We start from the raw sequence: 14,556 nt of genomic DNA on the forward strand, positions 1-14,556 counted from the left end.
AGCTGTGGAGTTTCCAGGCCCAGCTAGCCGACGGTCAGTATGAACCCTGTGGACAGATGGTCACTGGGTGACGGTGCTGGCGATCTGCTTCATCTCAGCGATCTCGGCGGTCTGGTCCTCGATGATGGTCTGCGCCAGGGTTGTGGCGTCCTTGCTCGCCCCGTCCTGGATCTCAGCCTCGGACATGGTCACTGCGCCCTCGTGGTGGGCGATCATGTGCTCGAGGAACGACGCATCGAATTCCGAGCCCTCCAGGGTCTCGAGGTGGGTCATCACGTCTTCCTGGGACATGCCGTTCATGTCCATCCCCTCCATGTCCATGCCGGAGTGGTCCATGCCCGCCATGCCGTCGGACTGTTCGCCCCATGCCTCCAGCCAGCCGGTCATCGTGTCGATCTCGGGCTGCTGAGCGCTGGCGATCCCGGCGGCCAGCTCCTGAACGGCAGGGTCCTGCGCCTTCTGGCCTGCGAGCTCAGCCATCTCGAGTGCACCCTCGTGGTGGACGATCATCATCTGCGCGAACTGCGTGTCGGCGTCGTTGTGCTCGCTGCTGCCCGAACCAGCCTGCGAGGCGTTCTCGTCGGCGGGATCGGCACCGGCGCAGGCGGCGAGTGTCGCGCCGAGCACGACGGCGACGGTGGTGGCGCTGATGATTCGACGGAGGTTCAGGTTCACGAAAAAGAAGTTCCCTTCTGGCTGCACCACGGCCACTGCGGCTGTGGTATCGGGCCTCGATGTCCGGGCCCGGCAGTGACGAGTCTGTGCGGTGCGGCACGCGGATCCGTTCGCCGGTCGATCAAGGTTTAATGAAGAACCCTGCTGGAGGCCGCATTCGGACAGAGCCTCGGCGCGCATCGGCAGAATGTCTTCGTGCACCCGCCCAACCCCACCGCCGTCCCCGTTCCGCTGCGTGCCGTCGTCGTCGACGACGAGGTCCCGCTGGCCCGGTTGATCGGCGGGTACCTCGAGCGGGAGGGCTTCCAGACGAGTCTGGTCCACGACGGCTTGGACGCGCTGGACGTCCTGCGCGAGGTGGACCCGGACGTGGTCGTGCTCGACCTGGGCCTGCCAGGCCTTGGCGGGGTCGAGGTGTGCCGACAGCTGCGCACTTTCTCCGACTGCTACGTGGTGATGCTGACCGCGCGCGCCGAAGAGATCGACACGGTCGTCGGGCTGTCTGTCGGAGCGGACGACTACGTGACCAAGCCGTTCCGGCCGCGCGAGCTCATGGCCCGCGTACAGGCGATGCTGCGTAGGCCACGCCGGGGGCGCCACACGGTTCCCACTTCGGCAGGGAGCAACCCGGCGATCGAGATCGGGCCGCTGTGGATCGATGTCGACGCGCGCGAGGTGCTCCTCGACGGGCGCCCCGTGCCGCTCACACGCACGGAGTTCGACGTGCTCGCGACACTGGCGGCCCACCCAGGCCGGGCGATGTCCCGCCGGGCGCTGGTCGACGCCGTCTGGGGCCCCGCCTGGTACGGGGACGACCACATGGTCGACGTGCACGTCCTGCACGTGCGACAGAAGCTCAACGACTCGGCCACCGCCCAGCGGTTTGTCCGTACCGTCCGCGGGGTCGGGTACCGGATAGGAACGGGAGCATGAGCATCCGCCCGTCAGTGGCCGCGGGAGAAGGGGTGCCAGCGGGGCCCATCGGGCCGGACAGGCAGGTCGACGACGAAGGTGGTCCCCATGCTCTTTCCAGGGCTGAGCACCGACACCGTCCCACCGTGGGCCAGGACCAGCGCGCGGACGATCGCCAGTCCGATCCCGGACCCGCCGTGCCCACGGTCGCGAGCCACGTCGACCCGGTAGAACCGCTCGAACACGTACGGCAGGTGCTCAGCCTCGATGCCATCTCCGGTGTCGGCGACCGCAAACCGGACCACGGCACCATGGAGCTCGGCCGTGAGCCGTACCGTGCCCCCGGCCGGGGTGTGCCGCAAGGCGTTGTCGACCAGGTTTCCCAGGACCTGCCCCATGCGGTCGCGGTCGGCCAGGATCCGTGGCGTGCCCGGACGTACGTCCGTCACCAGCGCCACCCCCGACCGTTCGTACCGGGGCCGGAGCGATTCCGCGCACACCTCGATCAGTTCGTACGCGTCGACCGGCACCAGGTCCAGAACCATCGCGCCGCTCTCGGCCCGCATCACCGCGCCGAGGTCGTCCGCCAGGCGCGTCAGGCGCGAGGCCTGTGCCTGCAGCACCTCCGTCGTCGCCGGGGACAGCACCTCCACGCCATCGTCCAATGCGTCGAGGTACGCGGAAATCGTCGCTACCGGTGTGCGCAGTTCGTGCGCGATATCGGCCATGAGCCGCCGGCGCATCGCGTCGTTGCGGCCCAGACGCTGGGCCATCGCGTTGATCGCGCCCGCCAGATCGTCGAACTCCGAACCGATCCCGGGCGGCATCACCCGCACGTCGAACCGGCCCGCCGACACCTGCGCGGCAACCGTCGCAGTGTTCCGCAGCGACGACGCGACGCGCCGCGACACCAGGAAGCCAGCGAGCAACGAGGTCGCAACCGCGGCACCCAGCGCGGCGGCCAGTGTGGCAGTGCTCGCCGAAACGAACGCCTCCAGCGCATGCGCGGCAACACTGCCCGGCTCGTGCGACGCCCGCTCCATGTGGTCACGGAACACCCCTGGGCCGACGGCCTGCGCTACCAGCCAGGCGACAAGGACGCCGCACAGCATCACCAGGGTCATCGACACGACCAGGCGACCGCCGAACCTCACACTCGACCCCTCTCCGGGACCCAGGAACTCACACCCGCAGGGAGTAGACCTTGCCCGCTCTGAGCAACGAACCCCTGCCCGAGGACCAGCTCGACAGGCTACGCCGGATCCAGGCCGACGCCGTCGCTCGGCTCACGCTGTCGAAGGACCTGGACGAGCGCAAGCGCGGCGCCTCACAACCCGCCATGGCGCGACGCGAACGCTCGCACTCGGACCGTCGCCAACAGGTACCACGCGCACAACCCGCTACGCTGCCTCGGTCATGCTGGTGACTACCGCGCTTCGATCGTTCCTCCCCGCACAGCGGCGGGGAAACGTCCTCGCGCCCAGGCTCGCGCGCACCCTGCTCCTTGCGATCGTGATCATGATCTACTGTGCGACGCCTGCCGCCGCCCACACCAAACTTGCCTCGTCCGACCCTGCGGACGGGTCGAGGTCCAAGGATGCGGTCGCGGCCGTCACGCTGACCTTCACCCTCCCTGTGACCCCTGTCGGCGACACGGTCGTGATCGAAGGACCACAGGGCGCGATCGATGCCGAGATCACGCAGGCGCAGGGCGGCACCGTCGTCGTCGCCACGCCGGGCAGCCCACTGACGGACGGTAGCTATGCCGTGAGCTGGACCGTCGCGGCGCAGGACGGTCACACGCTGGACGGAACCCTCGCGTTCAGCGTCGGCGAGAAGAAAAGCTCAGCGGGGACTCCCGGCGGAGATGAAGATGCTCAACCATCCACGTCGCACTCGGGGCACACGATGGAACCGATGCCGGACCACGAGGCGCCCCCCTTCGTCGATGCCGCCAGCCGATTCGGCAACGCTGCGACGCTGTGGGGGTGGCTCGTCGCCGCTGGTGGTCTTGTCTTCGCAGGGCTGGTCCTGCGCGGGCGCGACCTCGAAGACGTCCCCGTGGTGCTCGCCGCAGTGCGCTGGACCGGGGCGTTGATCCTGGGCGGCCTGGTACTCCGCGTTGCGGCACGATCGGTCACGCTGGCACATGGCGCCATCGCCGCCGCAGTCTCACCGACGGCCGTTGCCAATGCCCTCGCAGGGTCGACCGGCTTGGTGATCGGGCTGCAGGCGGCCGGTGCCCTCGCTGTCTTGGCAGGGACCGGCCGCACGGTGCCGCGATCAGCGATCGCGGCGGTCGGCGTTGTGACGGCCGGGGCGGGATTCGTGCTCGACGGGCACAGCAACACCATGGAGCCCCGGTGGCTGGTCCTGACGGCAGACATCGCCCACCTCGTGGGGGCCGCCACCTGGCTCGGCGGCGTGGTCATGCTCGCGGTCGTTCTGCGCCGTCGGCAACAGGAGAGGCGCGACCGCGACGCCGCGTTGGTCGGAGCACGATTCTCCGTGATCGCCGCGGCGTCCCTGGCCGTCGTGGGCGTCGCCGGCACGCTGCTCGCCATCGTGATGCTGGACCGTCCAGCCCAGCTCTGGGAGACCGACTGGGGCCTGGCCCTGCTGGCCAAGGTCGCGGTCGTGGCGGTCGTTGGCCTCATCGGGGCCTACAACCACTTCCACACCGTGCCACTCCTGGCGGGAGCGACGAGCAGACGCCGGCACAGCCGATCCTCAGGGGATGCATTGCACCGAAGCGCGACACGGGAGACGGCGCTCATGGTGACGATCGTGCTCATCACTGGCTGGCTGGTCGGTGCATCGATGAGCGAGTAAAGAGGAGCTGACCACTCGAGGTACCTACCGGGGGTACTCTCTTGCGGTGGCCAGCTCGCATCGCGGGATCGGTCCGCAGGTCGCGAAACGTTCGGTCACGGTGTAGGTCCTCGCCTGGGCGTGGTTGGGTCGCGACACGGGCATGTGAGAGTGTCTCCGTGATCTGCGCTGCGACGTCCGGGAGGTGGAAGCGATGAAGAACGCCGTCGTGTGTTCGCGACCCACCGCTGGCACCCCGGCCGTGGGGCTCGCGTTCTCGGTGGTCCTGGCGACGCACTGGTTGCACGGCGGGCTGCTCGAGCGCGCTGGCCTGGTGTCCTCGGCGATGTCGGGCACGATGCTGGTGCTGGCGCCGGTGGTCCTGGTCATGCTGGCCGTAGTAGTCCTGTCGGTCACAGGGCGGATCCTTTGGCACAACCCGCAGAGACGATTCCGCCAGGCCAGTTCCGATGATGCCAAGTCGGCCGCATGCGACATCGCGTTCGTCGCGCTCGTGGCGTCGCTCGTCCTGGACTCGCTGTACGTGCTGGACGGTGCAGTCCTGCACGCCGCGCCGCTCGTGCTGGCGCTTGCCGGCGCTGCCGTCGTCCAGGCCTGCGGGGCTGCGGCCGTCTACCTGGCCTGCCGCCAGATCCGGATAGTCCTGCACCGGCTCGCGAACAGGCCCCGTCTCACGCCCGCGGACCGGACCAGCGGGGCGCCCGAGCGAGCGTCCCGTCCACTCGTCACGCTGTGGACCGGGCTGCCCGCGGGTTCACGCGCGCCGCCTTCGATCACTTCCCTCGCCTGACCTGATCCAGTCGTAGCGACCTCGCACGGTGCACTCGCCGTCGCGGGTTGCGTGTCGTGCGCGGACGGGCGCCGCCGGTGCAAGGCACCGGCCTGTCGCGGCCGTTCCGGGAAGTGAAGAGATAAGTGAATCCAGAACCATCGCGCTCGCGCGGGCGCGTGAGCCGCATCGTCTGGTTCGGCAAATGGCTGTGAGTACCCCGGCCGAAGCCAGACAGCCCAGGGTTGTCGGCATTGACGCCGCGCGGGGCCTGGCCCTGCTCGGGATGATCGTTGTCAACGTCGGACCCGTGAATCCGCAGTCCCTGCTCGAACGCCTCTACCTACTGCCCTACGGGCGAGCATCCGTGCTCTTCGTCGTTGTTGCAGGCATCGGGATGGGGTACCTCCTGAACCGGCGTACTGAGCGGCAACGGTGGTCGAAGGTCACCTGGCGTGCGGCACTCCTGTTCACCGGAGGTATCGCGCTCCAGGGGCTCACCGACCAGGTCAACGTCATCCTGCCCACCTACGCCGTCCTGTTCCTGGTCGCGCCGCTGCTGTGGCGCCTGCCCACCAGAGTCCTGCTCCCAGGGGCGGGCATCGTGCTCGCATTCGTCGGGCCGACCATCATCGTCGCGCACGAGGCGATCAGGCCGGTCCCACATCTGCTCGACCCGGTCACCCTCGGCACCCAACCGTGGGAAGCGGCGCACTCGCTTCTGCTGACCGGCCCGTACCCGCTGGCTAGCTGGACCGTGCCGTTCGTTGCCGGCCTGTGTGTCGCCAGACTGGACCTGACCAACACATGGATCCTGCGACGCCTCGCCGTCGGCGGTGCGGCAGTGGCGGTCGGTGCCGCCGCCATCTCCCAGGTGACGTACGCGGTCATCGGACCGGATGCGGACCGTGGACCATGGCGGCTGCTGACGGGTGCGGCCCACGGGCAGATGCCGTTGTGGCTGGCCAGCAGCATCGGAGGAGCGCTCGCTGTCGTGGCGGTGTGCTCGCTGGTCATGCGCCGGGACAACCGGTCGCGCGTGCTCGGCTGGCTGGTCGCGTGCGGTCGGCTCTCGCTGACCCTCTACGTGCTCCATTTCGTCGTACTGGCACCGATCAAGCCCGTAGAGGGCTTCTCGTTCGACCAGGGCGTCCTGATCAGCGCCGCCCTCATAGCCACCGTGATCACGGTGGCCGTCGTCTGGGAGCGGATGGGGTGGCCCGGTCCGCTCGAACGACTACTGCGCACGACCTGGCTCCGCCGGTCACCAGCGCCGAAAACCACTCAGACACAAGCCTCACCAAGGCCGGAAAGGACCACGCAACAGTGACAAGGACAGGACAGAACCGGAGGCCGGCAATCGTGGCGGTATTCGCGACCGCTGCGATCGCGACGGCGCTGAGCGCCTGCACGGCGACGTCATCTCAGCCCGACCGGAGCCCGAGCAATGCGGCCTCATCCTCGGCGTCCGCGCCTGAACCGCTGCCAGCGCTGGGTGGATACGGGGTCAGCGCCGGTCACCCGCTGGCCGCACGGGCCGGCGCGCAGATGCTCGAACGTGGTGGCACCGCGGTCGACGCAGCGATCGCCGCGGCTTTCGCGGACGCCGTCATGCAGCCAGCCAGCTCGGGTATCGGTGGTGGCGGCGTCTCGATCGTTGTGGCCGACGGGGAAGCGACCAACTACGAGTACCGCGAGGTGGTCAACCAGGCAGGTCGGATCCCGGAGGGCGGCGCAGGGATCCCGGGCTTCGTCGCCGGGATGGAGCGACTGCACGCGGACCATGGCACCTTGCCGTGGGCCGACCTGCTCGCACCTGCGATCAAGATCGCGCACACGGGCGGGCCGGTCTCGCGCTACCTCGCCTCCTCGATCAACAGCCCGTACGGCTTGGACATCACCGGACCACTTCCGCAGTTCCAACGCGAGGACGGCACGCCCCTGCAAGAGGGCGACCTGCTGATCCAGAAGGACCTGGCCGAGACCATGAGCAATCTTGCCGAGGAAGGTCCCGACTCGTTCTACACCGGTACCCTCGCCCAGAAGCTGGGCCAGACCCCTGGGATCGACAAGGAATCGCTGGCCGCTTATCAGGTCGATGTCTTCGAGCCCGCTGCGGGGCCGGTGGGCGAATACACGATGCTTTCGGGAGCACCGGCCCTGCCGGGAGCTGCCATCATTCAGATGATCCAGATCGCAGAAGCTTCGGGCATCGGCGACGTCGACCCGGACTCGCCCGAGTTCGTTGACCTGCTGTCGCGCGCATGGCAGGTCGCCGACGCCTCGGTGCAGGACTACTTCGGGGACCCCCGCTACGTGGATGTGCCGGTAGAACAGCTCACCAACCCCGAACAGAACGCGCAGATCGCGGCCACCCTGCCGGACGCCGCCGAGACGACCAAGAGGTCGGCCGCGCTCGGCGGTTACGAGAGCGCGCCGAACACGACGCACATCTCCGTCGTCGACGCGGACGGTGTGGCGGTCTCGATGACCAACACGATCACGAACTACTGGGGCAGTGGACAGTATGTCGCCGGCTTCTTCCTCAACGACCAGCTCGAAAGGTTCGGCGACGTCGGACGAACAGACGCCAACCGACCGCAGCCAGGGCGTCGCTCGGTGACCTGGAGCTCACCCTCCATGCTGCTCGACGCCCAGCAACGGCCGGTACTTGTGATCGGTACCCCGGGCGGTCGCCAGATACCCAGCACCACCGCGAACGTCGTCACCCGCTGGGCCCTGCACGGCCAGCCACTCGAAGCTGCGATCCCTGCCGGCCGGTTCATCCTGACCGACGGCGAGCTGCGTCTGGAAACTCCACTACTCGCCGAGGAAACGCGAGCATTGGGTTACGACGTCGTCGTAGCCGACGAGGCATCCCGCGCCAACTACGGCTCCATCCAGGCCCTCGCCATCGACTGGGAGACCGGCGGGGTGAGCAGCTTCGCCGACGAACGACGATCGGCGGGCTTCGTGGTGGGCAGACTCGACGGCTGACGCGAGCGCGCCAGCCAGAGTGGTCGGAGCCCTTTCGGCTCGGTCGTCCCTGTCGGGAGTCTGTTCAGCTGATCGTGCTGAGCAGCTCCCGGCAGGCCGCCTCGCAGGCGCGGCATGCCTCGGCGCATACGCGGCAGTGATCATGCATGCTCGCGTGCTGCTCACACTCGTCGCCGCACGCCTTGCAGACAGCGATACAAGCCTCCAGCAGCGCACGGCTGATGTTGGCGTCGTACCCCGTGTGCCGGGACAGCACACGAGCGGTCGCATCACAGACGTCCGCGCAGTCCAGGTTCGTCCGGATGCACTTGCGCAGGTCGGCCACGTGGTCCTCACTGAGGCACGCATCCGCGCAGGCGGAACACGCCTGCGAGCACTCCACGATGGTTTCGATCACCCGGGCCAAGAGCGTCCGGTCCAGGTTGATCGACTTCGGGTAGCTCTCGAGCATCTGGCTTGTCTTCATAGCGCCTCTTCCAGAGTCCTCGGAGGCGCCGCTGCCGTCAGGCCACGCCGCCCATGTCCTCCCACGGTAAGAACCCACCTAACGACTCGCAATCAGCCTGGGTCGGGCGCCTGGCAGACCCGTCCCAATGCCTCGTGCCCGGCCTGGACGAAGGCGGCGCCTCAACCACCGGCAGCCTTCAGTGGTTATCGTCGATCTGTGCCACCGCTGCCGTAAATTCCCAGTGCCACGGTTCGTACGGCCCAGAGCCACCCCACTGCGCCCACTGCGGGTTGTCCCACCCGTACTCCGGGCCGTTCGCCTTGAGCCAGTCCCAGCGCTCACCGGCGTAGCTGTCGGCACAGATATCCACCGCGAGGCCCCAGCCGTGGTTGGACCGGCCCGGCGTTGCCGTCAGCGTCGGCTTTGCCGCCCTCGCCGCAACCTGCTGTGCGTAGCTGCGGTAACCGTCCGTAAGACACATCGGCTCGCCGAACTGCTCGGTGTAGGCCTGGTTCAGACGGGCAAGGGCGACTGCCGCGTCGGCTCGGATCGGTGGGTACCCGTCCCACAGGGCGCACAGTTCACTCTCCGGCACTTCACCGTTGAGACCTGAGCCGGTGGCTTCACCATCACAGCCAGGCAGAACTGGCGGCGCCTCGACCTGGACGGGGGCCGCCTCCTCAACGGGCATGGTCGCGTCACGAGGGACGGTGATGCCAGCTCGAGAAGTGCCGAGCGGTTCACGCTGCTGGCTGCGCGAGGCACCGCTCTGCCGATCAGGCAGAGCAGCTGCTGTGCTCGACGGCGGACCGGTGAGTGCCGCCGCGGCGCCAGCTCCTCCTGGCTGGACGCGCCCGTCATTCCCGGAACCGCCGACAGCGGCGACCGTGAACGACGTCGTAGTGGCTAGAGCGATCCCCAGACCGAGCGTCAACGGCCACCGCCCGGTTGCAGGGGGCAGCGCTCGACTCGGTGTTGCCGAGTGCCGGCCCTTGCTACGGCGTCCTCTGGTTCGCCGCGTCCGCGTCGCCGGGCCGGCGTTGGTGTCCGCTGAGTTGGTCGCGCCCTGAACCGGCTTGCTGGACAGCGCAGCGCTCAGCCACGGGGACGTCGGCGCCACCTGAGCGGCGGGGGTAGCGGTCAGGGACCGCCGGGCATCCGACCTGGCAGCGGCCTCCGCGTTGGGGCGCTCAGCGAAGGCGGTGACGTGCTCCGAGCTGGCCCGGGCAACATCGACCGGCATCGCGGGGTCGGCCGCCCGATGACGGCCACGGCCGCTCACCGGCCGGTTCTGGGTGAAGCTGGGCTCCATGAGAGCGGGGACCTTTCGGATCGGACTAGTACCACCGACGTGGCCCGTTCTTCGGGCACGCTGAACCGGCCAACGCTCGGGCGAGGTCGGCGGTGGGACTGGACTACGTCCGGTTGATCCCCAGGGCATGCAGCGACGGCGCAGCCGCCTTGGCCGAGGCGGAAGTTATCCGATGGTCCTGGAAGACGGCAGTCTGTGTCAGACGGATGGCCGTGCGTTCCGGCGTCGTGGCCAAGACCAGGGATGGCTGCAGGAGCGGTTGGGCCCGCGCCGTGACGGTGTCGTGCTCGGAGCAGCCGGAAGAGCCGGAAGAACCGCCGGCCTCGCGCTCGACGACCTCGACCTGACCCGTCGGCACGTCGTGCACGGCCAGTACCTCGCCGCCGTGCGAGTGCTCATGGCCGTGGCCATGTCCCCCATGAGCCTGCGCGCCGCCGCCTGTGTGCTCGTTGAGATGGATGCTGCACACCAGTTGCACGCCCACGACCGCCAACACGAGGAACACGACTGCGGCCACGGCCGTCGCTCCATGCCGGGAACCGGCCAGGGGCGAGCAGAGGCGACGTGTCATGAACATGGTGGACCCTACTGTAACGGACCGATAACGGTGTGGAACCACCGTCCGGGTCCGCGCGCGGGTGCCGCGCTGGCCCGGACGGTGGCCCTGCTGGTCAGGCCCCGGTGAGTTCATCTCCGGGAGTGGTTACCAGTGCTGCAGGTGTGTCCCTTTCTCAGTGGGCATTCGTTCGGCGGCTGGGTGTGAGCAGGGCGGCCACCAGTGCTCCTCCGCCCGCCAGGGCCGCGATCACAACGAAACCGCTTGCGAATCCGGCAAGCGAGTCACTGACGATGCTGACTGCTGCGACGCTGGACACGACCGCGACCCCGATTGACGCACCAAATTCGTGGAACGTGCTCACCAGACCCGAAGCAACCCCTGCCTCGTGGGGAGCGACCTGACCGAGGGCTGTCGCAGAGGCGACGACGTACAGCGCGCCGGTCCCGGCGCCTGCGATCGCGACACCTACGGTCACCGCGACCGGTTCCAACCAGAGGGCGGGTACCGCCAGCCCGATCGCCGCGGTGAGCAGGCCGGCGACAGCAAGCGTGCGCGCCCCCAGCCGCGCGAGGGCACGGCCGGTCAGGTTCGCGCCGAGCATAGTGGCGAGCGCGACCGGAAGGAACAGCAGGCCGGTCTGCAGCGCGCCGTAGCCGCGTGCGTGCTGGAAGTAGAACGTGCCCAGGAAGAACACGGCGATCATCAGGATCGTCGCCATCAGGATGAGGAAGGTGCCGGTCGCCACCGGTCGTCGCGCGAGCAGGGCGACGTCCATCAACGGTGAACGCGCGGTCCGCTGCCAGAGGACGAACGCGATGTAGCCGACGGCGGCCAGCAGCACGAGCCACCCGGTGACGGGCGTCAGCCACCCGTCCTCTCCGGCGTTGATGAGCGCGTAGATCAGTGCGCCCGACGATGCGGTGACCAGCAGCGCGCCAAGTACGTCGAGCCGGGCGCGCGGCACGGCTCCGCTCTGCCGGGGCAACAGGACGGCGAGGCCGACAAGGATTACCACGCCGATCGGGACGTTGACGTAGAAGACCCAGGGCCAGCCCGGTCCGGCGGTGAGCAGCCCGCCAACGAGCAGGCCGAGGGCCGCGCCACCACCGCCCAGCGCTGACCACACGCCGAGAGCCTTGTTCCGCTCCTCGCCGTCGAACAGCGTCACTACCAGCGACAGCGCCGCCGGTGAGAGCAGCGCCGCGCCGATGCCCTGGGCGATGCGACCGCCTAGGAGCAGGACGGCGGAGTCAGCCAGCCCCGTCAACAGTGACGCGGCCGTGAAGATCAGCAGACCGGCGAGCACTACCCGCTTGGCGCCGATAAGGTCGGCGAGCCGTCCACCCAGCAGCATCAGGCCGCCGAACGTGAGCGTGTACGCGCTCACCATCCAGGTCAGTGCCGCCCGGCTCAGGCCCAGATCGGTCTCGATGTGCGGCAGGGCGATGGCTACGACGGTCACGTCCAGGATCAGCATCAGTTTGTGCGACCCCGAGGAACCCCAGGATGCGCCAGCGTAACGGATGACCCACCTCCTGCTGTTCGGCTGCCGTGGGGGTCTCGTTCGTTGTCATCGCCGTCCTCCAAGGACTAATTCGTATGTCGAAGTACGAGTTACAAGGGCGAGCATAACCCGTATATTCCCGTACGAGATAGACTGGGCGGCATGAGCACCGACATCCGCCCGCGCCGGCGGGCCGACGCCGAGCGCAGCATCGCCCGCATTGTGTCCGCGGCACGCGCCAGCCTGAGCCAGGACCCGGACGCAACCATCGATGCGATCGCAGCGGCCGCGGGCGTGGGCCGGATGACGCTCTACGGGCACTTCAAGACCCGCGCGGATCTGGTGGAGGCGGCTCTCGCCGACGCGCTGCGGGCCGGTGAGGAGACGCTGTCCGCAGTCGACCTCGGCGGCGACGCACGCGACGCCCTGGACCGGTTGCTCGCGTCCAGCTGGGCGCTGGTCGCGGAGTCAGCGGCACTACTCGCTGCCGCCCAGGGCGTCCTGCCCGCCGGCCGCATCCGTGACCTTCATGTCGGCCCGGGCGAGCGGATCGAGGAGCTCATCCGCCGTGGACAGCACGAGGGCGCGTTCCGCACGGACCTGCCGATCGAGTGGCTGGTCAACGTCGTGCACTACGTCCTGCACGGGGCCGCGGAGGAGAACCGCGCCGGACGCATCAAGACCACGGACGTCGCTGCTGTCGTCACCTCGACCGTCCGCTCGATCCTGGATCCGCCCACGACCCTTCTGACGCACCGGGGAGGATCCACGAAGGAACCCAATGACCGCCCGCTTCCCGGGCTGGCGGCACGATCGCGGTAGTTGACCAAGAGCTGGTCGGCACCCCAGCCCTCTTGATCGAGCGAGCGGGCCACGGCTTCCCGTGCCATTTCGTTCGACCTGGACAGCTACCTCGACAACAACGTCGACCGGTAGCCGCCATGGCCCTTATCCGCCCGACCCCACTCTCCGCCGAGCTTGCAACTCTGGTGGAAACGGAGCTCGAATGGGTTGGTGCGATGATTCCTTCCGACCTTGTCGACACCGTGTTGAACGCGCACGTCCAGCACATCGCACAGAGCACCGGGATCTCGACCAGGCGGGACTGGATGACGCGCCCAACGGCCTCGTAGCGATCACTGCGAGGTCACTGCTTGTAGTCATGGAACAGGACTGGAAGACCGGACCGACCGATAATCTGCTCGCTCTACGAGATATCCGAGACCGAGGTCGTGACGAGAACGGCGTGCCCGCGCGATATCAGTCCCGCTCGACGATGCCGGTGAGGAACGCGCCGTCACCGACAGTTCCCGGTCAGTCGAGTGCGTCGGGCCCGATCTCGTCGGTCTCGGCTTGCTGCAGCTGCCGTTCGGCCTGGCGTTTCTTGTCGGCGATGTGTCGCAGGTTCTCTTCGAGCGCGGAGACCTCGCCGAGCCATTGGAGGCGGTGGGCTTCTTCGAGTCGTTCGTGGGTGTTGCGTTCGATCTGGAGCAGGCGTGGCATCTGGGTGGATGCCATGCGGAGCATGAGGCAGCGGACGCAGGCGTGCTCATGCTGGCAGGGGGTCCCGTAGGGGCGTTCGCAGGTGCCAAGGGCGACTTTGCGAAGGCTGAAGTGGTCACGGAACTCGTTCCACTCGGAGTCGCTGGGCTCGCGGTACTCCTCGCTCGGTCGACGCTGCCGACGTTCGTCGACGAATGCGCGGTAGCGGCTGATGACTTCTTCTGGGTAGACCGCGACGTAGCCCTGGGTGGTGTTCAGGTCCAGGTGGCCCAGCAGCTTCGCGGCGATGTGGATGGGTAGCCCGCCGTTGACGACCTCGGTGGAGAACACGCGGCGGAAGTCGTGCGGCGTGAACCGCAGTGGTGTTCCGTCGACGTCGCGTAGATCGGCGCGCTCTGCCACCTTGCGCAGCAGTGAGCGGATCCGCTCGGTCGAGATGACCTGGCGCTGGTAGTTCACGACGTGCTGGAACAGGTGCGGCAGGGGCGGACCGAAGACCTGTTCGTGCTCGTCGAAACGCTGGACCAGAGGCACGCGTCCCTCGTCGTCCTTGACCCGGCGGATGATCTTCGCCAACACGGAGACGAGATCCGGGTCGGCCGGGATGACACGCTCGGCGTCGGTCTTGGACGGGCTGATCTGCACCAGGGGCACCATCTCACCGGTAGGCGCCTGGTACTGGCGCAGGCCCACGTGCGTCAGCTCCAGGAGCTCCTCGACACGGACGCCAGTGCGGCGCAGGACCTCGATCGTGGCCCAGGTCCAGAACGCATCGGTGTCACGTTGCGCGACGTCGAACCGGCGAGGTCCCTCGTCGAGGGCGACGGCGTTGACCTTCCAGGTGGTCTTGGTGCGCTGGTAGCGGCGCCCGTCGACGGTGACCTCGGTCTCCGGTTCGGTGTTCTGCATCGCGGCCAGGAGCCTGCCGGTGTGCTCAAGCTCAGTCTGGGCGGTGGCGACCAGTGTCAAGCCCCGGGTTTGGTGGAGAGCTGGTTAGTTGGTTTCCAGGCTTGCCGGGACCGGGTGGGCAGCGGCGTGTAGGGCT

The 14,556-nt window shown here is 68.3% G+C and carries 13 protein-coding genes; 6 read left to right on the top strand and 7 right to left on the bottom strand.

Annotated features, from left to right (window positions below; translation table 11 throughout):
* Positions 1-60: 60 nt before the first annotated feature.
* Positions 61-711: a DUF305 domain-containing protein gene (locus ACYVK7_RS15650; RefSeq protein WP_460888649.1), complete on the bottom strand. Its 651-nt coding sequence runs from the start codon at positions 709-711 to the stop codon at positions 61-63.
* A gap of 159 nt (positions 712-870) precedes the next feature.
* On the opposite strand from ACYVK7_RS15650, the gene ACYVK7_RS15655 reads away from it, so the two are divergent.
* On the top strand, positions 871-1,608 hold the full coding sequence (locus ACYVK7_RS15655) for a response regulator (protein ID WP_460888650.1): 738 nt from the start codon (positions 871-873) through the stop codon (positions 1,606-1,608).
* An 11-nt stretch (positions 1,609-1,619) separates the two neighbouring features.
* Here ACYVK7_RS15655 and ACYVK7_RS15660 read toward each other — a convergent pair whose 3' ends face one another.
* Positions 1,620-2,741: a HAMP domain-containing sensor histidine kinase gene (locus ACYVK7_RS15660; RefSeq protein WP_460888651.1), complete on the bottom strand. Its 1,122-nt coding sequence runs from the start codon at positions 2,739-2,741 to the stop codon at positions 1,620-1,622.
* Positions 2,742-3,003: 262 nt separating this feature from the next.
* Between ACYVK7_RS15660 and ACYVK7_RS15665 the strand changes: the two genes are divergently transcribed.
* From ACYVK7_RS15665 to ACYVK7_RS15680, 4 genes are all read left to right on the top strand, one after another.
* Positions 3,004-4,419, top strand: coding sequence for a copper resistance CopC/CopD family protein (locus ACYVK7_RS15665; RefSeq protein ID WP_460888652.1), 1,416 nt, complete (start codon positions 3,004-3,006; stop codon positions 4,417-4,419).
* Positions 4,420-4,612: 193 nt separating this feature from the next.
* Positions 4,613-5,209, top strand: a complete 597-nt coding sequence (locus ACYVK7_RS15670; RefSeq protein ID WP_460888653.1) for a hypothetical protein — start codon at positions 4,613-4,615, stop codon at positions 5,207-5,209.
* A gap of 184 nt (positions 5,210-5,393) precedes the next feature.
* Positions 5,394-6,518: a DUF418 domain-containing protein gene (locus ACYVK7_RS15675; RefSeq protein ID WP_460888661.1), complete on the top strand. Its 1,125-nt coding sequence runs from the start codon at positions 5,394-5,396 to the stop codon at positions 6,516-6,518.
* Between the two features lie 32 nt (positions 6,519-6,550).
* A complete protein-coding gene (locus ACYVK7_RS15680) occupies positions 6,551-8,185 on the top strand; it encodes a gamma-glutamyltransferase (RefSeq protein WP_460888654.1) in 1,635 nt (544 codons plus the stop codon).
* Positions 8,186-8,249: 64 nt separating this feature from the next.
* On the opposite strand, the gene ACYVK7_RS15685 is transcribed toward ACYVK7_RS15680, so the two are convergent.
* From ACYVK7_RS15685 to ACYVK7_RS15700, 4 genes are all read right to left on the bottom strand, one after another.
* The gene (locus ACYVK7_RS15685) at positions 8,250-8,651 is read right to left on the bottom strand and encodes a four-helix bundle copper-binding protein (RefSeq protein ID WP_460888655.1); all 402 of its coding nucleotides are present in this window, start codon (positions 8,649-8,651) and stop codon (positions 8,250-8,252) included.
* Positions 8,652-8,829: 178 nt separating this feature from the next.
* Entirely contained in the window at positions 8,830-9,324 is a 495-nt protein-coding gene (locus tag ACYVK7_RS15690; RefSeq protein WP_460888656.1) for a M15 family metallopeptidase, read from the bottom strand.
* A gap of 724 nt (positions 9,325-10,048) precedes the next feature.
* A complete protein-coding gene (locus tag ACYVK7_RS15695) occupies positions 10,049-10,462 on the bottom strand; it encodes a hypothetical protein (RefSeq protein WP_460888657.1) in 414 nt (137 codons plus the stop codon).
* A 214-nt stretch (positions 10,463-10,676) separates the two neighbouring features.
* Positions 10,677-11,981, bottom strand: coding sequence for an MFS transporter (locus ACYVK7_RS15700; RefSeq protein ID WP_460888658.1), 1,305 nt, complete (start codon positions 11,979-11,981; stop codon positions 10,677-10,679).
* Between the two features lie 189 nt (positions 11,982-12,170).
* Here ACYVK7_RS15700 and ACYVK7_RS15705 point away from each other — a divergent pair, with 189 nt between their 5' ends.
* Positions 12,171-12,830 (top strand): TetR/AcrR family transcriptional regulator, encoded by a 660-nt coding sequence (locus ACYVK7_RS15705; protein WP_460888659.1) that lies wholly within the window; start codon positions 12,171-12,173, stop codon positions 12,828-12,830.
* Between the two features lie 492 nt (positions 12,831-13,322).
* Here ACYVK7_RS15705 and ACYVK7_RS15710 read toward each other — a convergent pair whose 3' ends face one another.
* Positions 13,323-14,420 (bottom strand): tyrosine-type recombinase/integrase, encoded by a 1,098-nt coding sequence (locus tag ACYVK7_RS15710; protein WP_460888660.1) that lies wholly within the window; start codon positions 14,418-14,420, stop codon positions 13,323-13,325.
* Positions 14,421-14,556 lie beyond the last annotated feature (136 nt).

The sequence above is a fragment of the Promicromonospora xylanilytica genome (assembly GCF_054782895.1).